The following is a 19,354-nucleotide window of genomic DNA, read 5'->3' as shown; positions in this document are numbered from 1 at the left end:
GGGCGGCAGCACCCGCCCGCGCGGCCTCCGGGGCCTGGGCGGCGCATCGGAGTACGGAGCGGCGCGTGAACCCGGCGGTCACGCCCCGCGCGCGATGAGTTCCCGTACGCCGTCCGCGACGGCCTTGCTGGTGCGCCACTTCCGGAGGAGGCGGTCCGCCGCCAGTTCCTCGACGACGGAGGTCAGCCAGGCGTCGTCGCCGAGCCGTTCGACCCGGCCGAGGTCGACGATGTTCCCCAGCAGCTGGTGCAGCAGCGTGATCTCGGGAGCCGGGTACCACCGCCGGTGGTGGACGAACCGGGGGCTCCACAGGTCGTAGGGGTGCCGGACCATGGCGCTCAGGCAGGAGCCGTGGGTGCCGATCGCCTCGTGGGGCGCGTGGTGACCGGTCAGGAGTCCGCCGGCCGGTGTGCTGAGGAACCGGCCGCTGGTGACCCCGAGCTTCAGGCTCATCAGGCGCTTCCACGGGACCAGGAAGGGCTCCCGTCCGGTGACGCGGTGCTCGAACCCCTCGGGGAGGACGGCGAGATACGCCTTGCTCTCGTGGTCGCCGATGTACCAGCTGCCGTCGACCCGCACCAGCGGGCCGAGCCCGGGACCGAGGTCGCGGCCGGCCCCGACGGGCGGCGCGGCGGTACCGGAGGCGGCGGGGCGGTCGGTGTTCATGGCTCTCCTCAGGACGGGCGAGCAGCTGCCCGCCGACCAGACTTCCCGGCACACCCCCCGCGGTCACCATACCGGCGGACAGCGGCCGTTGGGCGGGAAGACGCGCAACGGCCCGGCGGAGACTACTCGGCGTCGGACGGCTCCGAGGCGGCCGGGACGGTCTCCAGCGCCGTCATCCGCGGGAGCAGGAACAGCACCGCGACCAGCAGGACCAGCAGCAGCCCGCCGCCGACGAGGAGCGGGGTGCGGATGCTGACGACGGAGGCGATCCAGCCGCTGAGGGCGGCGCCGGCCATGATGCCGAGGCGGCTCAGCAGCATGTAGCAGCTGTTGACCCGGCCGAGCAGTTCCTTCGGTACGGCCTGCTGGCGCAGCGAGATCGCCTGGATGTTCCAGGTGACGATCCCGAAGCCGATCACGCCGTACAGCGCGGCGACTTCGGCCACCGAGGTGCTCAGGCCCATCAGGATCAGCGAGACGCCCATCAGCAGGAAGGCGAGGGCGATCCGGGTGCCCCGGCCGAGCAGCCGGCTGAGCCGGCCGGCCAGGGTGCTGGCGGCGGTGCCGCCGATGGCGCCGGCCGCGAGCACGATGCCGTAGGAGGCGGCGGGTGCGTGGATGACCTTGGTGACCATCAGGACCATCATGGTGGTGCCCATGAAGCAGGCCAGCGCGCCGAGGGTGGAGAGCACGGCGAGCATCCGCACGTCGCGGTGGCGGAGCAGCCAGTCGACGCCCTCGCGGATCTCGGTGAGCACCGGGCGGCGGTCGGCCCGGGTGCCGGGGGCGGTGGAGCGGCCGGTGGCGGCGACCAGGACGGCGGCGAGCGCGAAGGAGACGCCGTCCACGGCGAAGGGGTGGGCGGCGGCGACGGCGAACAGCGCGGAGCCGAGCAGCGGGCCGATCAGGTTGCCGCCGACCAGCATGTTGGCCTGCATCCGGCCGTTGGCGGCGTCGAGTTGGTCGGGGCGGACCAGCTCGGGGACGGCGGAGGTGGCGGCGTTGGAGAAGACCGTCTCGCCGCAGCCGAGCAGGAAGGCCAGGGCGGCGAGCGCGACCAGCGGCGGGTCGGCGAGGAAGACCCAGGCGGCGAAGCCGAGGACGACGACGGCGCGCGCGGCGTCGATGGTCCACATCAGCCGCCGCCGGTCGGCCCGGTCGGCGAGCACCCCGCCGTAGAGGGACATCAGCAGGAAGGGCAGCGAGGCGGAGACGGAGACCACGGAGACCGCGCTGGGGGAGTCGGAGACGGCCACCGCGAGCAGCGGCAGGGCGGAGTCCCGCATGCCGTCGCCGACCGATGAGATCGCCGACGCGGACCACAGCAGGTTGAACTTCCGGCCCAGTTGGGGACGGCTTTTGGAGGGCTTCGCGGCCAGGTCTGCTGAGGTCACCGAGGCAGTATGTCATGTCCGCGGAGGGCCGTTCGGGCGGTTTCCGAAGTGCCCGGGGCGTCCCGAACTGTCCGTGTCGGTACGGGTGTCGGGCTCATCCGGGGGCGTCCGGAGTGTCCGGTGGGTTTCAGGCGGTTTCCGGTGGTTCGTCGACCGGCGGCGGAGGGCCGGGCGCGCTCAGCCCAGCCCCGAGACGCCCTTGGCGAGGGTGGTCAGCCCGCCCGCCAGGGCCAGGCCCAGCACGACCAGCCGGGCGCGGGTCTCCGGCACCCGGGCGGCGAGCAGCCGGCCGATCGCCGCGCCGCCCGCGAGCGCGGTGGCCACCAGCCACCAGGCGGTCCCGGACAGCGCGGGCAGCCCCTTGCCCGCCAGGGAGAAGGCGTTCACCACCACGCCGTAGAACTGGGCGTTGGGCAGGAACTCGCGCGCCGTCCAGCCGGTGTTGACGGCGTACAGGGAGACGGCCGGACCGCCCACCCCGGCGGCCGAGTTCATGAACCCGCTGGTGGCGCCCGCGACCAGGGCGCCGCCGACCCCGCGCAGCGCGGCCGCCCGGACCCCGCGCAGCACCAGCAGCGAGGCCAGGGTGACCAGCGCGCCGATGCCGACGAGCAGTCCGGGCGTCGGAACCGTCGCCGCGACCCAGACCCCGGCCGGCACCGTGCAGGCCGCGGCGAGGATCAGCGGCAGCATCGCCGCCAGCCGTACCTGCCGCCAGCTGCCCAGCAGGCCGACGGCGCTGATGGCCCCGGCGGCGAGGTTCGACAGCGTGACGCCGTCGCCCGGCCCGAGCAGCAGCACCAGGACGGGCGCCGCGACCAGGGCGAAGCCGATCCCGGCGAGCCGCTGGACGGAGGCGCCCAGCAGGACGGTGCAGGCCAGTACGAGGTCGGTGGTCAAGCCGTCGGGCATCGGGCGCGGCCTCCCTCTCGGCGGGCTCCGCCGTCGGCGGGCGGTGCGTACCGATCATGCCGCACAGGCGGGTCGGGCGTGCCGTCGGTCTCATCGGGGACGCCCCGGAGATGTGGTCGGGAAGTATGCGAACTAGTGAGGCCGTGTCCGAACTCGATGCGATTTCCCGGCGCTTTCCGTCACCCGCGCCGGTGAATGTGCGATGAGGGCGGGACGTGGACGACCGGTGGCCGCTGTCCTGGGGGTCCTGTCCGGATCGGGCCTGCGCCCGTCGGTGAGGGGAGACGGAACCTTGAAGAGGACGAGAAGACGGACGCGCCGGGCCGCGCTGACGGCGGCCTTCGCCGTCGTGCTGGCCGGCGGAGGACTCGTGGCGGCCCCTCAGGCCTCCGCGCAGGGCGGTGTCGGGGCGGTGACGGTCCGGGTGGTCCGGGCGGTGGACGCCACCGGCGTGTGGACGCCCGCGCTGGAACCGGGGATCGCGGGCGTGACGGTGACGCTGACGGATGACGCGGGCACCAGGACCGCGGGCACCACGGGCACCGACGGCACGGTGACGCTGGCCCCGGCCGCGAGCACGGCGACCGACGGCAAGTACCGCGTCCGGGTGGTGAATCCGAAGCCGGGCACGCTCTTCCCGGCCTTCGCCTCGCGCCAGGGCCTGGACGGCGCGCCGAACCAGTTGAGCTCCAACGAGGAGTTCGTCGACCTCTCCGACGGCCGGAACGTCGCGTACACCACCGGGTTCTGGTACCCGGGCGACTACTGCCAGAAGAACGCCCCGCTGGTGACGACCTGTCAGAACACCACCTGGCAGGGCGGGGCGCAGCGCACGCTGGTGTCGTTCCCGTACAGTGCGCGCGGCCAGGACGGCGTGGACGTCAACGTCACCGGCATCGCCACCGACGCGCAGACGGGCACGCTGTTCGGCATCGCGTGGAACAAGGCCGACCGGCGGGTGTTCTCCTCGGCGGCGGCCAAGCGCACCACCGACTACGGTCCGGGCGGCGCCGGCGGGATCTACGTGACGGACCCGGCGCGGAAGACCACCACGCTGTTCGCCACCGTCCCGGACGCCGGCGGTACGGCGCACGTGCCGGGGTCGGACGACGCGTTCCTGACCGTGCCGGGCAAGGAGAGCCTCGGCGGGCTCAAGGTCACCGAGGACGGCCGGGACCTGTTCGTCGTCAACCTCAACTCCCGTGCGCTGTACCGCTACGACGCCACCGCGGCGACGGCCGCGGCGCCGACGGCCGTCTACCCGGTCCCGGACCCGGGCTGCCCCTCGGCCGGGGACTGGCGGCCGTTCGGCCTGGGTCTCCAGGACGGCGTCGGCTACCTGGGCGGCGTCTGCTCGGGCGAGTCGACGGGCCGGGCCTCGGACCTGCGGGCGGTCGTGCTGCCCTTCGACCCCGCCACCGGGCTGTTCCAACCGGCCGTCCTGGACCAGCCGTTGGACTACCCGCGGCAGTCGACCGTGGGCAGCGGCCCGTGCGACGGCGCGGGCTGGTTCCCGTGGACGGACACCTACCCGACCTCGCAGAACGGCCAGGCCTGCTCCGGCTACCGGGCCCAGCCGGAACCGGAGTTGGCCGAGGTCGGCTTCGAGACGGACGGCTCGATGCTGCTGGCCTTCCGCGACCGCCTGGCCGACCGGGCGACGGGCCAGTCGGCCTCGGGCGCCGCGGTCGGCGAGGTGCTGTCGGGCGGTGACCTGGACAAGGCCTGCGCGGAGAACGGCACGTACGTGCTGGACACCGACAACGGGTGCGGGCTCTCGCCCCGGGGCACCCGCTTCTTCGACACCAGCCGGTTCGGCGTCCACCACAACGCGGACTACGCCGGGATGGCGCTGTCCAAGGTCGAGAGCACCATCGGGATCTCCGGGTACGACCCCAACAACACGGCCTTCGGCTACGGGACGGCCTTCGTCCAGCGGGCGGACGGCCGGCAGGCCCCGGGGACCGGCCTGCGGCTCAACCCGGTGGACGTGCCCGCGCCGTTCGGCAAGGGCGCCTCGATGGGCGACCTGGAGGTGCTCTGCGACCGGGCGCCGCTGCAGATCGGCAACCGGGTCTGGTACGACCCCGGGCGCACGGGCATCCAGCGGCCGGGCGGGCGCCCGGTCCCCGGTGTGACGGTGCACCTGTACGACGGGGCGGGCGCGTTGGTCGGCACGACGAGGACCTCGGCGCGCGGCGAGTACTACTTCGACGACTCGAACGTCACCGGCGGCCTCGCGCCGCGCACCCGGTACACCCTCCGGCTGGACGAGCCGGCCGACTACGCCGAGGGCGGCCCGCTGTTCGAGTGGGCGCCCACCCGGCACGACGTCGGCGACGACCCGTTCGTCGACTCCAAGGGCGTCGTCCCGAGGGGCGGGAAGTACGCCGAACGGGAGCTGACCACCGGCGGACCGGGCGAGAACGACCACACCCTCGACTTCGGCTTCCGCCCGACGAGGGGCGTGCTGACCCTGGTCAAGGTGGACCAGGACGGCAGTCCGCTGGCCGGGGCGACGTTCCAGCTGTGGCGGGTCAGCGGCGGACCGGGGTGGCCGGGGTGGCTCGGCTGGCCGGGCCCCGGCCGCGAGCGCGGTGACACGCCGGTCGGCGAGCCCTGCACGACCGGGACCGACGGCGTCTGCCGGGGCCGCGGCGGGCCGGGGACGTACTACTGGGTGGAGCTGAGGCCGCCCGAGGGCTACGCGGCGGACCGGACGGTCTTCGGACCGCTGGTGCTCACCTGCGACAACCTCGGCGACGGGATCACGGTGACGGTGGTCAACCGGCTGATCCCCGGCCCCTGGCTGCCGCACGACCGGTGACCGGCGCCGGGCGGCCCCGCGGGGAGCAGGAGTCCGCGGGCCCGCCCGGTGCGGCCGGTCAGTGCTTCGGGACGGCGTCCGCGGACTCCGGCAGCGGGTAGGCGCCGGGGTCGACCGGCCCCGGGAGGTCGGTCGCCGGGCGGCCGGGCGCGGTCGGGTCCGGCAGCGAGGGCTGCGCGGGCGGGACGGGCACCTGGCTGAACGGGATGCCGGGCGGTGCCTGGACGGGGCTGGTCCGGCCGAAGGGCGGGGCGCTCCGGCCCTGGGCGGCGCAGCCCGCCAGCGTCTCCAGGCCGTCCGGGCTCTGGACGGCCGGCTGGTTGCCGGTGAAGCAGTTGCCCGGGTCGACGGAGGCCAGCACCAGGTCGGTGCCGTTGCCGGTGGCCCGGTTGCCCTCGACCCGGTTGCCGCTCGCCGGGTGCCCGGGCGGGTCGGTGATGACGATGCCGGCCGCGCGGTTGCCCTGGACCAGGTTGCGCTGCACCTGGTTCGCCGTGCCGCCGCCGATCCCGATCCCGATCCCGTAGGCGCCGTCGGCCTGTTGGGGGGTGTCGGTGGCGTTGTTGTCGGTGACGACGTTGCCCACGATCACCGCGCCGTGCTGCGGGGCGAGGGCTTCGAGGTCGTTGGAGTTGACGGTGACGCCGACCCGGTTCCCGGTGACCCGGTTGCCGACCACGGTGAGCCCGTCGGAGGCGTTGGTGATCTCGATGCCGACGGCGTTGCGCTCGACGGTGTTGCCCCGCACCAGGGTGTCGCAGGGCTTGCACTGGCCGACGTAGATGCCGGAGTCGGCGCCCCCGGAGGCGTACGAGTCCTCGATGACACCGCCGCGGGCGTCGAAGGCGTAGATCCCGTACAGGCCGTTGTTGTAGGCGGTGACACTGCTGGCGCGGAAGCCCTCGACCACCGGGAAGCGCACGGTGTCCAGCGGGTTGTAGGCGGAGCCGCCGGCGCCGTGCTGCTGGAGCTTCTCGTCGGTGACGCCGGTGAACAGCACGCCGTTGGCGAGGTAGCCGTGGACGGTGAGGTTCTCCACCACCGAGCCGGGGCCGGAGGCGGTGATGCCGTTGACCAGCCGCAGGCCGCCGTCCAGCACCACGGTGTTGCGGTCGGTGCCGCGCAGCACGATCCGGGGCTTGGTGAGGCGCACGCTCTCCCGGTAGGTGCCCGGGTCGACCAGCACGGTGTCCCCCTCGCGGGCGACGTCCACGGCCTGCTGGATGGTTGGGAAGTGCTGCGGGACGCGGATGACCGTGCCGTCCGGGTGCTTGGCGTCGGAGGAGGACGAGCCGCCCGAGGAACAGCCGGCCAGCGCCAGGACGGCGGCGGCGAGCAGGGCGGGCAGGCGCCTGGCGACGCGGGCCCCGGGTGGGGGCGTTGTGCCGGACCGCGGGTGACGTGTGGTCAAAAGTTGCATACGGCGTGTTCTATCGTCTCCAATGTCGCCCATGCATGCCGAAACCGGAAAGGCGCAGGACCAGCCACCGACCGCGCGGGGCGCCGGGGTGGATCGAAGGGGGCTGCTCGCGGGCGGGGCGGTGGTGGCCGCCGGGCTCGGCGCGGGGGTCACGGCACTGGCCATGGGCACCGGCGGCGTCCGGGGGCACGGCCGCGGCGCCCGACCGGCGGCGGCGCCGGAGCCACCGGCCGTCCCCTTCCACGGCGAACGGCAGGCCGGGGTGACGACCGCGCAGCAGCCGGCCACCCAGCTGCTGGCCCTCGACCTGGCGCCCGCCGCGACCTCGGACGGGCGGGCCGCCCTGCGCGGCCTGCTCGGCGAGCTGACCCGGGTGCTGGCCGGGGCGACCGGCGGCAGCCCGGCCGACGCCCGGCTGCAGGGTGGCCAACCGGCCCGGCTCAGCAGCCTGGTGGGCGTCGGCCCGGGCCTCGCCGCCCGGCTGGGGCTGAACGTTCCGCCGGCCCTGCTGACCGAGCTGCCCGCCTTCCCCGGGGACCGGCTCGACCCGGCGCGCGGCGGCGGCGACCTGGTGGTCCAGCTGTGCGCGGCCGACCGCTGGCCGCTGTCCGTGGTCGCCGAACAGGTCGACGCGGCGGCCCGGGCGGCGGGCGCGACCGCGCGGTGGACGCAGTCCGGCTTCCTGGCCCGGACGGCCGGCGGCGCCACCCCGCGCAACCTGTTCGGCTTCAAGGACGGCACGGCGAACCCGGACGGCACCGAGAGCGGGCAGTGGGTCTGGGGCCCGCCGGGGCCGTACGAGCACGGGACGGTGCTGGTCTACCGCCGGATCCGGATGGACACCGCCGCCTTCGCCGCCCTCCCCGTCGACCACCAGGAGCAGGTGATGGGCCGCCGGGCCGGCGACGGCGCCCCGCTCACCGGCACGGCCGAGCACGACGAGCCGGACATCTACGCCAAGAACCCGGACGGCTCGTACCTCATCCCGGCCACCGCGCACGTCCGCCTCTCCAGCCCCCGGCTGGACGGCGGCGCCCGGATGCTGCGGCGCGGCTACAACTACGACGACGGCCCGGGCGACCGCGGCCTGCTGTTCTGCGCCTTCATGCGCGACCCGGCCCAGTTCACCCGCGTCCAGAACCGCCTGGCGGCGCGCGACGCCCTCAACACCTTCATCGAGCACACCGCCTCGGCCGTGGCCTACGTCCTGCCGGGCGCGCCGGAGGGCGGGACGCTGGGGGAGGGGTTGTTCGGGTGAGCCGGGGGCGGTGGTCGGCCGCCCCGCCCGACGGCTGAGGCCGGGCGGGCGACCGCCGGTGCCGGCTCCCGGTCGACCGCCGGTGCGGCCTCCCGGCCGACCTACCAGTCGACCGGGAGGCGGGCCGGGCTCCGGGTGGTGCCGCCGAGCTGCCAGGCGAGGTCCGCTACCGGGGTGGTGAGGCGCAGGCCCGGCAGGGCGGTGGCGAGCCGGTGCAGGGACTCCCGCATCTCCAGCCGGACCCGCCAGGCGCCGATGCAGTAGTGCGGGCCGGAGCTGAAGGCGAGGGTCGGGGCGGGGAGCGGGAGGCCCAGGTCGGCGTCGAGGCCCTCGGGGTAGACGGCCGGGTCGCGGTTGGCGCTGCCGAGGCTGACGGCGACGACCGAGCCGGCCGGGATGGTCACGTCGCCGACCTCGACCGGCGCGGTGGTGCGGCGGATGGTGGCCTCGTCGTCGCCGAGCGGGATGTAGTGCAGCAGCCGTTCGGCGGTGCGCTCGGCGGTGTCCGGGTCGGCGAGGCGCGGCCAGTGCTCGGGGCGTTCGCCGAGCACGTAGACCAGGGCGTTGGCGAGGGCGCCGGCGACGCTCTCGTTGCCGCTGGCGGTGAGCCCGGCGACCAGGAAGACGAGGGACTCCTCGGGGACGCCGCCGTCCTGGTCGGCGGCCCGGACCAGCCGGCTGACCAGGTCGTCGCCCGGCTCGCGGCGCCGGCGGGCGACCAACTCGCCCATGAAGGAGCCGAATTCGGCGAGGGTGGCGTCGTGGTCGGGGTCCGTGCCCGGTTGCTGTCCGCCGTTCTGACCGCCGCCCGGCTCGCCGCCCTGGTCCTCGCCCTGGGCGAGCAGGGCGCGGGTCCAGCGCTGCAGCCGCTCCTCGTCCAGGTGGTCCGGCCCGTCCCCGTCGAGCCCCATCAGCCGGGTGGTGACGGCGAACGGCACCGGCCGGGCGAAGGCGGGGACCAGGTCGGCCGTCGGGCCGGCGGCGACCAGCCGGTCCACGGACTGCTGGACGGCGGCGGCGACCCACGGCTGCCAGCCGGCGATGGCGCGCGGGGTGAAGGCCCGTTGGGCGGTGCCGCGCAGCCGGCGGTGGGCGGGCCCGTCCTGGTTGAACAGGGACGCCGGGTTGGCGGCCACGTCGGCGGTGGCGCCCGCGGTGCCGACGTCATGCAGGTCGGCCCGGGTGACCCGGGGGTCGCCGAGGACCTGCCGGACGTCGTGGTAGCGGGTGATCAGCCACGCGGGGGTGCCGTCCGGGAGGGTGGTGGGGTGGGGCGGCTGGGCGGGGGTGGTGGGGAGCCGGTGGAGTGGGGGGAGGGTGGTCCCGGTGTCGGCTGCGGCGGAGTCCATGGGTCCCTTCGCGGGGTTCGGAGGTCCGGCTGGTCGAGGGGAGTCAGAGCATCCAATTGTCATATGTTCATGAGGAATTGGGCGCTTGCGGAGCTTCTCCCCTTACGTCCCGATGGTATGCCCTCGGTGCCCCCAGCCGGGTGCCGGATCGACGGGCAGCAGCGGCCGGAGCGCGCCCAGCACGGCGCCGATGCAGGCGTCCCGCAGCTCGGTGCGGGAGCAGCTCTCCTCGGTCAGCCAGTCGATGACCAGCACCCGGACGAACACCAGCCAGCTGCGCAGGACCTGCGACACCGCCAGTCGCGCCCGCTCGTCCGCGAGCGGGAGGACGCCGAGCAGCCGGCCGCGCAGGGCGTCGAGCTCCTCGGTGATGATGGTCTGGATCACCTGGTCCCCGGCCAGCACGCGGTTGGCCGCGAGCACGGCGTGCCGGTTGGCGATGAAGTAGTCGAGGTGGGCGTCCATGCCCTCGACCAGCTGCTCGACCAGGGTGTCGCCCGGGTCGAACCGGCTCCTGGCGAGCAGGTCGGCGGAGGCCTCCCGGTAGACGGCGGCGAAGAGCTCGTGCTTGCTCGCGAAGTGCCGGTAGAGCAGGGCGCGGGAGACCCCGGCCCGCTCGGCGACCTCCTCCATCAGCACCCCCTCGTACGGTCGTTCGGCGAACAGCCGGGCGCCGACGGAGAGCAGCTGGGCGCGTCGCTCGGCGGGGGAGAGCCGGCGGCGCCGTTCGTGGACTGGCATGCGGGCCAGGCTACTTGACACGTGTCTACTTGCCAGCGCTAGCGTGGTGGGCAACGTAGTAGACACGTGTCAACCAGACCTCTGTGAGGGGTGGACGGGCCATGGCCAAGGCGTTGCGGGTGCTCGCGTGGACGATGGGGATCGCCTGCGTGGCGATCGGCTTCCTCCACATCCTGCTGGGGAACTCCGCGATGCCCGGGATCGCGGACGCGGGCCCGACGGTCGGCAGCTTCGGCCGCTTCATGGGCGCGGTCTTCGCCGGGTACGGGGCGGCCTGGATCCACGCCGCCCGGCAGGCGCCGGTGCCCGCCCGGCCGGTGCGGTGGCTGGCGGCGGTCCTCCTGTTGGGCGGCCTCGCGCGGGTGCTGTCGCTCGTCGCGGACGGCCGTCCGCACTGGTTCCAGCTGGTGTTGATGGGGATCGAACTCGGGCTCGCACCCGTGTACTTGTGGGTCGCCGACGCGGACGAGCGGGCGCACGCGGAGCGGCGGTCCTGAGCTCCCCCGGTTCCGTCATCGGGGGCCGGTCGTCAGCGGAGGCTATGCTGCCCCTGCGATCGAACGTACGTCCGCGAGGAGGGCCCGGAGCATGAGCGGCACCGTGGTGGCGGTCAGCAGCAACGCCGAGTATTCGTTCACCAAGCCGAACCGGGACGGCATCACCCTGCTCGCCGGTCTGGGCGTCGAAGGGGACGTGCACGCCGGGGTGACGGTCCGGCACCGGTCCCGGGTCGCCCAGGACCCGACCCAGCCCAACCTGCGCCAGGTCCACCTGATCCACCGCGAACTGCTCACCGAACTCGGCGAGTCGGGCTTCGACGTCACGCCGGGCGCCCTCGGCGAGAACATCACCACCGAGGGCGTCGACCTGCTCGGCCTGCCGGTCGGCGCGGTGCTGCGGATCGGCCCGGAGGCCGAGGTGGAGATCACCGGCCTGCGCAACCCGTGCACCCAGATCGACGCCTACCGGCCCGGCCTGCTCAAGCAGGTCGTCGGCCGTGCCGAGGACGGCACGATCGTGCGCCGCGCCGGCATCATGGGCGTCGTCCGCACCGGCGGCCCGGTCCGGCCCGGCGACGCCGTCGCGGTCGAGCTGCCGGACGGCCCGCACCGCCCGCTCGACCGGGTCTGAGGACGGCGCACCTCAGGGCGCGTTGTCGTCCGGGTGCCCGTCGACGCGGCGCAGGTCGTAGAGGTACGACCGGCCGGCCTTCCAGCTGCGCCACGGCCCGGTCGGCGGGAGCTCCCGGTGCCGGTCCTCGCCCAGCAGCGGACCGGAGTTGGGCACGCCCTCGGCGTCGACGACGCACCAGCCCCGCTCCGGCGTCCACCGGCACCACAGGTCCAGGTCCCGCCGCCGGTAGGACGGGCGGCCGTTGGCGGCGCCGTTCAGGTCGAAGCGGTAGACCAGGCCGTCCAGGCGGCGGACGAACTCGATCGCGGACACGGCTGATCCCCTCCTGGAATGCCCCGGCGAGATACCCCCACCCCGTAAAGGTGACGGCTCCCGGGGGCCGTCGGAGGAACCGTCACCGCTGAAACGCGGTCAGGACCTGACCAGGCGGGCGATGGCCTGGTTGGCCTCGCGGATCTTGGTGCCCGCCTCCTGGCCGCCCTCGGCGATGGCGTCCCGGACACAGCATTCGATGTGCTCGTCGAGGAGTTGGAGGGCGAAGGACTGGAGGGCGCGGCTGGCGGCGGACACCTGGGTGAGGACGTCGATGCAGTAGGTGTCCTCTTCGACCATGCGCTGGAGGCCACGGATCTGGCCCTCGATGCGGCGGAGCCGCTTGCGGAAGTCGTCCTTGTGCGAGCTGTAGCCGGCCATGGCCGTCTCCGGTTCCTGTGCGGTGAGGCGTGCGCTCACTCTACCGGGGGCGTGCCGAGGGGGAGTCGGCCCGGACGGGCGGGGTGGAGCCCTCCCGTCCGGGCCGACGTCGGAGGCTCAGGCCTCGACGCGGCCGACCAGCTCGTAGCCGGCCTCGTCGACGGCGGCGGCCACGTCGGAGTCGGCGAGCGGCAGGGTGCTGCCGACGGTGACCCGGCCGGTGGCGAGGTCCACGGCGACCTCCTCGACGCCGTCGAGCTTCTTCAACTCGGCGGTCACCGAGGAGACGCAGTGGCCGCAGGTCATGCCCTTCACCTGGAAGACCGAGGTCCGGCCGGACTCGGCGGCCGGTGCCGCGCCGGCGCCGGTGCCGCACGAGCCGCAGCAGGAGGTGGCCTCGGCGGCGGCGGACTCGACGGTGACGGTGGTCTCGCTCATGGGTGTGCTCCTGTCGTGGTGCCCGGCGCCGGCCGGACTGCCCGGGCGGCTGCTTCCTTTCGAACATACCATACCCCCCTAGGGTAATTGCTAGAGCTGCCGGAGCACCTTCCGCCGCCCGGACGGGGCCGTCAACGACCCGCTGTGACAGTCCTGTTGCGGGTGCCGGGGCAGGGTGGAGGAGCTCCCCCGCATCCCCGGACGACCGACCCCACCACCTGAGGTGAACCCATGGACCACACCACCCGGCGCACCCCGCGCGGCCTGCGCGACATCCTCGCGGCCGGCGAACGGACCTACTCCTTCGAGTTCTTCCCCGCCAAGGACGAGGCCGGCGAACGCGCCCTGTGGGCGGCGATCCGGCGGGTGGAGGCGGTCGCGCCGACCTTCGTCTCGGTCACCTACGGCGCCGGCGGCTCCTCGCGCGACCGCACCATCGGCACCACCGAACTGATCGCCGCCCAGACCACCCTGCGCCCGGTGGCCCACCTCACCGCCGTCGGCCACTCCACCGCCGAACTCCAGGCCGTCCTACGGCGCTACGCCGACGTCGGCATCCGCGACGTCCTCGCCCTGCGCGGCGACCCGCCGGGCAACCCCAACGGCCGCTGGGAGCCCCACCCGCAGGGCCTGCGCTACGCGGCCGAACTCGTCCGACTCGTCAAGGAGTGCGGCGCGTTCACCGTCGGCGTCGCCGCCTTCCCCGAGCGCCACCCGCGCTCGGCGGACTGGGACGACGACATCCGGCACTTCGTCGCCAAGTGCCGGGCCGGCGCCGACTACGCCGTCACCCAGATGTTCTTCGACGTCGAGCACTACCTGCGGCTGCGCGACCGGCTGGCCGCGGCCGGCTGCGCGACCCCGGTCATCCCCGAGATCATGCCCGCCACCGACGTACGCCAGATCAGCCGCTTCGCCGAACTCAGCGGCGCCTCCTTCCCCACCGGACTGGCCCGACAACTGGAGGCGGCCCGCGGCGACCGGGCGACCGCCCACCGCATCGGCGTCGACCACGCCACCAGGATGGCTGAACGCCTCCTCCACGAGGGCGCGCCCGGCCTCCACTACATCACCCTGAACCGCTCCACCGCCGCCCTGGAGATCCACCGCAACCTCGCCCTCACCACCCCGACCCCCCGCCCCCTGACCCCCACCGCAGCCTGACCCCTGCGGCGAACGGCGAAGCCGAACCAGTCCGGCGCCGGCCTCCCCACCCGAGGAGGCCGGCGCCGGACAGGCCCGTCGGTCTCCGCGCCTACAGGAGCAGGGTGTTGAAGGACCGGCCCGGCCGGTCGAGGCTGTGGCCCCAGTGGCGGCCCGCGGTGTCGAGGATCCTGAGCAGGGTGGCGCGGTCCTCGGGGTGGTCCCGCAGCATCAGCGCCGACCGCTCGACGACGAGCAGGTAGTGGTCGGCGGGCGCCCAGGCCAGGTCGCGCACGCAGTCCGCGAGGGCGTCCCAGTTCCAGCCGAAGTAGGCCGGGAGGCGGAGGTGGATGCTCAGCTGCTCGAAGAGCCGCTGCTCGTCGACGAGTTCGGCGCCGTCGAGGCGGGCGACGAAGGTGGTGCCGGAGGGCGGCAGGAGGTCGGGTCCGGAGGGCCGGGTGTCCGCTCCGAGGTGGTGGACCCAGGGGGCCTCGCCGGTCCAGTACACGGTCATGTCCGTCCGATTCGACAGCAGGTTCAGCGGGTGAGCGGGACAGGGCGACGGTAGGGCTTCAGTGCTTGGGGTGCAGGACGGCCTCGGCGAGTTCCCGTACGCGGTCCATGGTGATGCCCGTGCGTTGTTCGACCGCGAGCGGGTGGTCGGTCGGCTCCAGTTCGATGAAGGGGCGCTCGCCCACGGGACGCGTGTGGACCATGGTCTTCAGGTTGATCGTCGACGGAGAGTACGGGAGCAGGTCGGTCGACAACCAGCCGAAGTACGCGGGCTCCGACTCGCGGCCGGGGGTCTCCCACAGCTCGCTCGCCCGCTCGAAGTTCTTCTCGCTGAGCGAGACCCACACGCCCCAGGAGAAGACGTCGTCCCGGCCGATGACGGGCAGCTCGATCAGTCCTCGCACGAAGAAGGCTTCGCCCTGGATCACGCACTGGTCGGACGAGAGGAGGCAGTCCCGCACCTGTTCCATGTCCGGCTGCCAGTAGGCGGGCGCAGGGCTGGAGAAGTTCATGGGTGTCTCTGCGTGACGTTCGCCGCAGCAGGTGCAGGTGAATCCAAGATCGGCCGACATGCGGCAGAGACTACAGATCCGCTCCCACGCGGTGGTGGCCGGACCCGGGAGTGGTCCGACCACCAACGAGGCGTGTGCGATCAGGCCCGTGCGAGCCGGTGCCGACCTACGGTTCCCGGCAGGCGGTCAGGCGTCGGCTGTGGGCCGGGGTCAGTGTCCTGTTGCACGGAACCTCGGCAGTCTCACCGAAGCCCGAGCACTGGCTGTGCCACAGGCCGGAGGGCGCCTCGCTAGGAACGGAGTCCATCATTCGCGCGTTCCGTAGCAGCCGCCGACTCGGCGAGTGCACGGACGACGAGCAATGCCGTCCCCTCGTCGTGGATCCCTGTCGATTCCCTCTGCTCCACGATCATTTCCGCTGCCATGTGCGCCGTGGCATGCGCCAGCGAGTACTCGCCCAGGACCAGATCCCGCCCGATGATCCCGATGACAGCGTCGAGAGCGGGGACGACGTCGTACAGGTTCCTTCCATCCGCCCACACGGCTTCTCGGGCCCTCGGATCCTCACTCATGAACGAGATCTTCTCAAGGACCACGGGGCCGACCGACTGTGGGCCGGCAGGCGCGCGAACCCTGTCCTCCACCGACTCCACCGTGGCCAGAGGCGTGAGCGAACCGGCTCGGCCGGGATCCCGGCCGAGCCGATCTCGGATCCGGTAGGCACAGCAGGGCCCTGCCCTGCCTGCTTGACCTTCGATGAGACACGGTGTGATCCGTCAGGCCTCGGTGAGGATCGCTCAGGGTTCGTCGCAACGGGACGGTCAGCGGGTGCGGTAGGCCTCGGTGATGGTCTGGTCGAGGGTGTTGCCGTCGGTGTCGGTCAGTTCGGCGCGCAGGGAGACGGCAGTGCCGGCCGGGGGGTTGTGGACGGTGACGGCGCCGTCCTCGAGGGGGAGGCGGGTCCAGGAGGCGCCGCCGTCGGTGGAGGAGGAGACGGTGAGCGAGCGGACGCGGCCGTCCGCGGCGGCGCCCTGCACGGTGACCGGGACGCGCAGCGCGCTGCCGGCCGTCGCGGTGCCGGTCGGGTCGAGCTCGGGGGCGAACCGTACGACGCTGACCGGGAGCGCGGTCGGGGCGGCGGTGGTGGCGGAGGCGAAGGTCCAGGACGCGGTCACCCGGGTGGTCGCGCCGGCCGCGGCCTTGCGGGTCACGGTGGTGGCCAGGCGGTAGCCCGCCGTGCCCGGGGTGACGGTGAACTCGCCGCGCCCGGCGGCGTCGGAGGCGGCGCCGACCAGCACCCCGTCGCGGTACAGCGAGGTGTAGGCGGTGTCGAACGACGGGGTCCACGGCACGTGGCCGTCGCCGTCGGCGAGCAGCGGGACGTCCGCGGTGATCCGGTCGCCGTCGCGGGAGACGGCGGGGCGGTCGGTGAGCGCGGGGCCGAAGACCGGTCCGTCGAAGGTCCGGGTGGTCGTGGCCCCGGCCCGTACGGCGACGCGGTCTTCGGTGTAGTAGGTCGGCCGGCTGCCGTCGGCGCGGGGGACGGTGACGCCGATGTCCCAGGTGCCGCGTTCGGGTGCGACGTGGAAGGTGGCGGTGCCGGGTGTGGTGACGCTCCGGGATTCGCCGATGCTCGCTCCGTCGCTGGGCTGGAGGCTGACGAGCGCGGTCCCGGCGCCGCCCGGTCCGGCGGCGCCGCGGATGTTCACGGTGGCCAGCTCCTGCGCGGAGTAGTGCTTGCTGAGCCCGGTCAGCGCGCGGGTGCCGGTGGAGGTCCGGCCGAGCAGGTAGCCGCCGGTGTCGGTGTCCCAGTTGACGTCGAACCACTGCTTGACCGCCCCGGCCTCGGTCTCCGGCCCGAGGTGGGCGACGCGCAGGTTCGGCGACCCGTTGGCGACGTTGACGGTCCTGGTGGCACCCTCGTGTGTGACCTCGACGAACATCCCGCTGTGCCGGAAGCGCGCGGACCCGTCCGGGGGCCGGACGTCGACGAGGGCGGTGGTCCGCGCGTCGACGGTGACGGTGGTGTCGTGGTCGAGGTCGAGGCGCGGCTGGACGATCCAGTCCGTCCAGATCGTCCCGCCCGGCTCCAGACCCGAGGTCAGGTTGCTGTCCAGCACGTACCGGCCCTTGGGCAGCCGCACGGTGGTGACGCCGGAGGGGGCGTCCAGCCGGACCGAGGTGTCGGCGCCGGGGCCGGAGATCCCGGTGACGCTGGTCCGGTACGGCGCGGTCGCCTGGCCGGCGCGGTCCAGGTGCCGGACGGTGAGGGTGTACGTCTCCGGCTCGGCGGCGAAGGCCGGGCCGCCGAGGGTGGGAGTCGAGGCGCCGACCAGGGCGACGGCGACGGCCAGGGCCCGGAGGGCGTTCCGGCGGGGAACGGAACGGGGAGCGGAAGCTGTGGTCATGTCCTGTACTGCTCGGAGGGGCACCGGAGTTCCTGTGAGCCGGGCCACATCGACGGCGGGTCGGGGCCTGTGACGCACGTCACCGGAACCCGGGTGCCGGACCGGGCAGGGCAGAGTGTGGAAGCACTCATGAGAACGCGTCTGCGCCGCGGCGACCCCGACGTCCTGGGCGAGCTCTACGACGAGCACGCCCAGGTGCTGTACCGCTACGCCCTGCGCGTGACGGGCGACTGGGCGGAGGCCGAGGACGTCGTCTCGACGACCTTCCTGGAGGCGTGGCGGGGCCGGGAGCGGCTGCACCCCGACGGCGACGGCCTGCGCCCGTGGCTGCTGGGGATCGCGACCAACGTCATGCGCCGCAACGCCCGCGCCCGGCGGCGCCGCGACCTCGCGCTCGCCCGGATCCCGGAGCGCGGCGCCGTCCCGGACTTCTCCGACGACCTGGTCGCGCACCTCGCGGACGTCGAGGAGCTGCGGGCCGCGCGCCGGGCGCTCGCCCGGCTCCGGCGGCGCGACCGGGAGGTCTTCACGCTGGTGGTGTGGGCCGGACTGGACTACGCGAGCGCGGCCGAGGCGCTCGGCACGCCGGTCGGGACCGTCCGCTCGCGGCTGTCCCGGGCGCGGGCCCGGCTGCGCGAACTCACCGAGGCCGAGGCCAGGGCGGAGGCGAAGGTGAAGGCGAAGGCCGAAGCCAGGGCCCGCGCCGCCGCCCCCGCCCTGCCCGTACCGGGCCGCCTCCCCGCGCTCCGGCCGTCGACCCAGGAGAGCCACGGATGAACGCCACCCCACGGCGAGCCGCGCAGCGCCCGGCGTCCGAGGAGTCGGAGCGCCGCGAACTCGCCGGGCTGCTGCCCCCGCCGGCGGTGCCCGGCCTGGACGCGGACCGCCGACTGCTGTTGAGGGAAGCGCTGTTGCGCCAGGCCGCCGAGCCGCAGGGCCGCCCCGCTCCGCGAGCCCCGCTCCGGCGTCCGGCCGGGCGCCTGCTCCGGCGCCCGGCCAGGCGTTCGGTCCGGTTCCGGATCGCGGTGCCTGCGCTCGCCTGCGCCCTGGCGGTGGTCGGCGTCGTGGCGTCGGACCTCGGGGGCACGGGGACGCCCGGGCGCGACCACGCGGCGGTGGCGGGAGGCGGTCCGACCGGCGGCTCCGAAGCCGTACGGCTGCTCGACCGCATCGCCCTCGCCGCCGCCGGATCGGAGCAACCGGCGGTCCGCGCCGACCAGTTCGTCTACATCGAGAGCAGGGTCGCCTACACGGCGCAGAGCGCGGGCGGCGGCCCCGTGACGATGGCGCCCGCGCACACCCGGCAGGTGTGGCTGTCCGCCGACGGCAGCCGCCCCGGCCTGCTGCGCGAGGAGGGCGGGCCGGACAGCCGTCTCGGCGAGGACGGGCCGGTCCTCCACCTCGACCAGCCGGGGGCGACGGCCCGGCCCGAGGCGCCCGGCGGGGGAGGCGGCCCGGCGGTCGGCGAACCGACCCACGCCTTCGTCGCCGCGCTGCCCACCGACCCGGACGCCCTGCTGCGGCTGGTCAGGGAGCAGACCCGGGGCCAGGGCCAGGACCCGGACCAGCGGGCGTTCACGGCGATCGGCGACCTGCTGGCCGAGACCTGGGCGCCGCCGCAGGTCGGCGCCGCGCTCTACCGGGCGGCCGAGCGGATCCCCGGGGTCACGGTGGTCGCCTCGGCCGTCGACGCCGCCGGGCGTGAGGGCGTCGCCGTGGCCCGTACGGCGTACGGGCGGCAGACGCAGTGGGTCTTCGACCGGAGCACGTACGCGTTCCTCGGCGAGCGCACGGTCCTCGCCGAGGACGGCGAGGCGGGCCCGGCCGGGACGGTGGTCGGCATCTCCGCGGTCCTCGCCCGGGCCGCCGCCGACGGCGTCGGCGAACTCCCGCCGCCAGTCCGGTAGTCCGGTGTCGGCCCACCCCCGCCGGGTTCCTTCACGAGG

At 74.4% G+C, this 19,354-nt stretch carries 20 protein-coding genes; 7 read left to right on the top strand and 13 right to left on the bottom strand.

Features of this window, described 5'->3' with window-relative positions; translation table 11 throughout:
* Positions 1-78: 78 nt before the first annotated feature.
* The 3 genes from ACWDD9_RS04695 to ACWDD9_RS04685 all read right to left on the bottom strand — a co-directional run bounded on the left by ACWDD9_RS04695 (position 79) and on the right by ACWDD9_RS04685 (position 2,972).
* Positions 79-666, bottom strand: coding sequence for a hypothetical protein (locus ACWDD9_RS04695; protein ID WP_074002449.1), 588 nt, complete (start codon positions 664-666; stop codon positions 79-81).
* A 122-nt stretch (positions 667-788) separates the two neighbouring features.
* The gene (locus ACWDD9_RS04690) at positions 789-2,060 is read right to left on the bottom strand and encodes an MFS transporter (RefSeq protein WP_449810804.1); all 1,272 of its coding nucleotides are present in this window, start codon (positions 2,058-2,060) and stop codon (positions 789-791) included.
* 177 nt (positions 2,061-2,237) lie between these two features.
* Positions 2,238-2,972, bottom strand: a complete 735-nt coding sequence (locus ACWDD9_RS04685) for a sulfite exporter TauE/SafE family protein (protein ID WP_449810803.1) — start codon at positions 2,970-2,972, stop codon at positions 2,238-2,240.
* Positions 2,973-3,264: 292 nt separating this feature from the next.
* Here ACWDD9_RS04685 and ACWDD9_RS04680 point away from each other — a divergent pair, with 292 nt between their 5' ends.
* Positions 3,265-5,799: an SdrD B-like domain-containing protein gene (locus ACWDD9_RS04680; RefSeq protein ID WP_449810802.1), complete on the top strand. Its 2,535-nt coding sequence runs from the start codon at positions 3,265-3,267 to the stop codon at positions 5,797-5,799.
* 58 nt (positions 5,800-5,857) lie between these two features.
* Here ACWDD9_RS04680 and ACWDD9_RS04675 read toward each other — a convergent pair whose 3' ends face one another.
* Entirely contained in the window at positions 5,858-7,210 is a 1,353-nt protein-coding gene (locus ACWDD9_RS04675; protein ID WP_449810801.1) for a right-handed parallel beta-helix repeat-containing protein, read from the bottom strand.
* A gap of 40 nt (positions 7,211-7,250) precedes the next feature.
* On the opposite strand from ACWDD9_RS04675, the gene ACWDD9_RS04670 reads away from it, so the two are divergent.
* Entirely contained in the window at positions 7,251-8,477 is a 1,227-nt protein-coding gene (locus tag ACWDD9_RS04670; protein WP_375875559.1) for a Dyp-type peroxidase, read from the top strand.
* Positions 8,478-8,578: 101 nt separating this feature from the next.
* On the opposite strand, the gene ACWDD9_RS04665 is transcribed toward ACWDD9_RS04670, so the two are convergent.
* Both ACWDD9_RS04665 and ACWDD9_RS04660 read right to left on the bottom strand, forming a co-directional pair.
* On the bottom strand, positions 8,579-9,826 hold the full coding sequence (locus ACWDD9_RS04665) for a cytochrome P450 (protein ID WP_449810800.1): 1,248 nt from the start codon (positions 9,824-9,826) through the stop codon (positions 8,579-8,581).
* Between the two features lie 102 nt (positions 9,827-9,928).
* Positions 9,929-10,567, bottom strand: a complete 639-nt coding sequence (locus ACWDD9_RS04660; RefSeq protein ID WP_387966834.1) for a TetR/AcrR family transcriptional regulator — start codon at positions 10,565-10,567, stop codon at positions 9,929-9,931.
* A 101-nt stretch (positions 10,568-10,668) separates the two neighbouring features.
* Between ACWDD9_RS04660 and ACWDD9_RS04655 the strand changes: the two genes are divergently transcribed.
* Positions 10,669-11,064 (top strand): DUF4345 domain-containing protein, encoded by a 396-nt coding sequence (locus tag ACWDD9_RS04655; RefSeq protein ID WP_449810799.1) that lies wholly within the window; start codon positions 10,669-10,671, stop codon positions 11,062-11,064.
* Between the two features lie 91 nt (positions 11,065-11,155).
* Entirely contained in the window at positions 11,156-11,698 is a 543-nt protein-coding gene (locus ACWDD9_RS04650) for an MOSC domain-containing protein (RefSeq protein WP_117487089.1), read from the top strand.
* Between the two features lie 12 nt (positions 11,699-11,710).
* Here ACWDD9_RS04650 and ACWDD9_RS04645 read toward each other — a convergent pair whose 3' ends face one another.
* The 3 genes from ACWDD9_RS04645 to ACWDD9_RS04635 form a co-directional block, all read right to left on the bottom strand.
* A complete protein-coding gene (locus ACWDD9_RS04645; RefSeq protein ID WP_449810798.1) occupies positions 11,711-12,013 on the bottom strand; it encodes a hypothetical protein in 303 nt (100 codons plus the stop codon).
* A 99-nt stretch (positions 12,014-12,112) separates the two neighbouring features.
* Positions 12,113-12,433, bottom strand: a complete 321-nt coding sequence (locus ACWDD9_RS04640; protein WP_449810797.1) for a metal-sensitive transcriptional regulator — start codon at positions 12,431-12,433, stop codon at positions 12,113-12,115.
* A gap of 78 nt (positions 12,434-12,511) precedes the next feature.
* Positions 12,512-12,832 carry a heavy-metal-associated domain-containing protein gene (locus ACWDD9_RS04635; RefSeq protein WP_049656141.1) on the bottom strand — a complete coding sequence of 107 codons (321 nt, stop codon included), beginning with the start codon at positions 12,830-12,832 and terminating at the stop codon, positions 12,512-12,514.
* 231 nt (positions 12,833-13,063) lie between these two features.
* On the opposite strand from ACWDD9_RS04635, the gene metF reads away from it, so the two are divergent.
* Entirely contained in the window at positions 13,064-13,996 is a 933-nt protein-coding gene (gene metF / locus ACWDD9_RS04630) for a methylenetetrahydrofolate reductase [NAD(P)H] (RefSeq protein ID WP_082346002.1), read from the top strand.
* Positions 13,997-14,087: 91 nt separating this feature from the next.
* Here the strand turns inward: metF and ACWDD9_RS04625 are convergent, their stop codons facing one another.
* The 4 genes from ACWDD9_RS04625 to ACWDD9_RS04610 form a co-directional block, all read right to left on the bottom strand.
* Positions 14,088-14,489, bottom strand: coding sequence for a barstar family protein (locus ACWDD9_RS04625; RefSeq protein ID WP_449810796.1), 402 nt, complete (start codon positions 14,487-14,489; stop codon positions 14,088-14,090).
* Between the two features lie 58 nt (positions 14,490-14,547).
* Positions 14,548-15,000: a DUF2199 domain-containing protein gene (locus tag ACWDD9_RS04620; protein WP_241852876.1), complete on the bottom strand. Its 453-nt coding sequence runs from the start codon at positions 14,998-15,000 to the stop codon at positions 14,548-14,550.
* A 290-nt stretch (positions 15,001-15,290) separates the two neighbouring features.
* A complete protein-coding gene (locus ACWDD9_RS04615) occupies positions 15,291-15,644 on the bottom strand; it encodes a hypothetical protein (RefSeq protein ID WP_449810795.1) in 354 nt (117 codons plus the stop codon).
* Positions 15,645-15,821: 177 nt separating this feature from the next.
* Entirely contained in the window at positions 15,822-17,408 is a 1,587-nt protein-coding gene (locus ACWDD9_RS04610; protein WP_449810794.1) for a serine protease, read from the bottom strand.
* Positions 17,409-17,537: 129 nt separating this feature from the next.
* On the opposite strand from ACWDD9_RS04610, the gene ACWDD9_RS04605 reads away from it, so the two are divergent.
* On the top strand, positions 17,538-18,185 hold the full coding sequence (locus ACWDD9_RS04605; RefSeq protein WP_375877149.1) for an RNA polymerase sigma factor: 648 nt from the start codon (positions 17,538-17,540) through the stop codon (positions 18,183-18,185).
* On the top strand, positions 18,182-19,315 hold the full coding sequence (locus ACWDD9_RS04600) for a CU044_5270 family protein (protein WP_449810793.1): 1,134 nt from the start codon (positions 18,182-18,184) through the stop codon (positions 19,313-19,315). Before ACWDD9_RS04605 ends, ACWDD9_RS04600 begins: the two co-directional genes overlap by 4 nt.
* Positions 19,316-19,354: the final 39 nt, after the last annotated feature.

This window comes from Kitasatospora sp. NPDC001119 (assembly GCF_053598475.1).
This window is presented reverse-complemented; position numbering and strand designations above follow the sequence as displayed.

Bases quoted from the DNA above. Each gene is read 5' to 3' on its own strand.
- ACWDD9_RS04695 (WP_074002449.1), bottom strand. From the start codon at position 666: ATGAACACCGACCGCCCCGCCGCCTCCGGTACCGCCGCGCCGCCCGTC.
- ACWDD9_RS04670 (WP_375875559.1), top strand. From the start codon at position 7,251: ATGCATGCCGAAACCGGAAAGGCGCAGGACCAGCCACCGACCGCGCGG.
- ACWDD9_RS04685 (WP_449810803.1), bottom strand. From the start codon at position 2,972: ATGCCCGACGGCTTGACCACCGACCTCGTACTGGCCTGCACCGTCCTG.
- ACWDD9_RS04600 (WP_449810793.1), top strand. From the start codon at position 18,182: ATGAACGCCACCCCACGGCGAGCCGCGCAGCGCCCGGCGTCCGAGGAG.
- ACWDD9_RS04610 (WP_449810794.1), bottom strand. From the start codon at position 17,408: ATGACCACAGCTTCCGCTCCCCGTTCCGTTCCCCGCCGGAACGCCCTC.
- ACWDD9_RS04605 (WP_375877149.1), top strand. From the start codon at position 17,538: ATGAGAACGCGTCTGCGCCGCGGCGACCCCGACGTCCTGGGCGAGCTC.
- metF (WP_082346002.1), top strand. From the start codon at position 13,064: ATGGACCACACCACCCGGCGCACCCCGCGCGGCCTGCGCGACATCCTC.
- ACWDD9_RS04655 (WP_449810799.1), top strand. From the start codon at position 10,669: ATGGCCAAGGCGTTGCGGGTGCTCGCGTGGACGATGGGGATCGCCTGC.
- ACWDD9_RS04635 (WP_049656141.1), bottom strand. From the start codon at position 12,832: ATGAGCGAGACCACCGTCACCGTCGAGTCCGCCGCCGCCGAGGCCACC.
- ACWDD9_RS04650 (WP_117487089.1), top strand. From the start codon at position 11,156: ATGAGCGGCACCGTGGTGGCGGTCAGCAGCAACGCCGAGTATTCGTTC.
- ACWDD9_RS04620 (WP_241852876.1), bottom strand. From the start codon at position 15,000: ATGAACTTCTCCAGCCCTGCGCCCGCCTACTGGCAGCCGGACATGGAA.
- ACWDD9_RS04625 (WP_449810796.1), bottom strand. From the start codon at position 14,489: ATGACCGTGTACTGGACCGGCGAGGCCCCCTGGGTCCACCACCTCGGA.
- ACWDD9_RS04665 (WP_449810800.1), bottom strand. From the start codon at position 9,826: ATGGACTCCGCCGCAGCCGACACCGGGACCACCCTCCCCCCACTCCAC.
- ACWDD9_RS04660 (WP_387966834.1), bottom strand. From the start codon at position 10,567: ATGCCAGTCCACGAACGGCGCCGCCGGCTCTCCCCCGCCGAGCGACGC.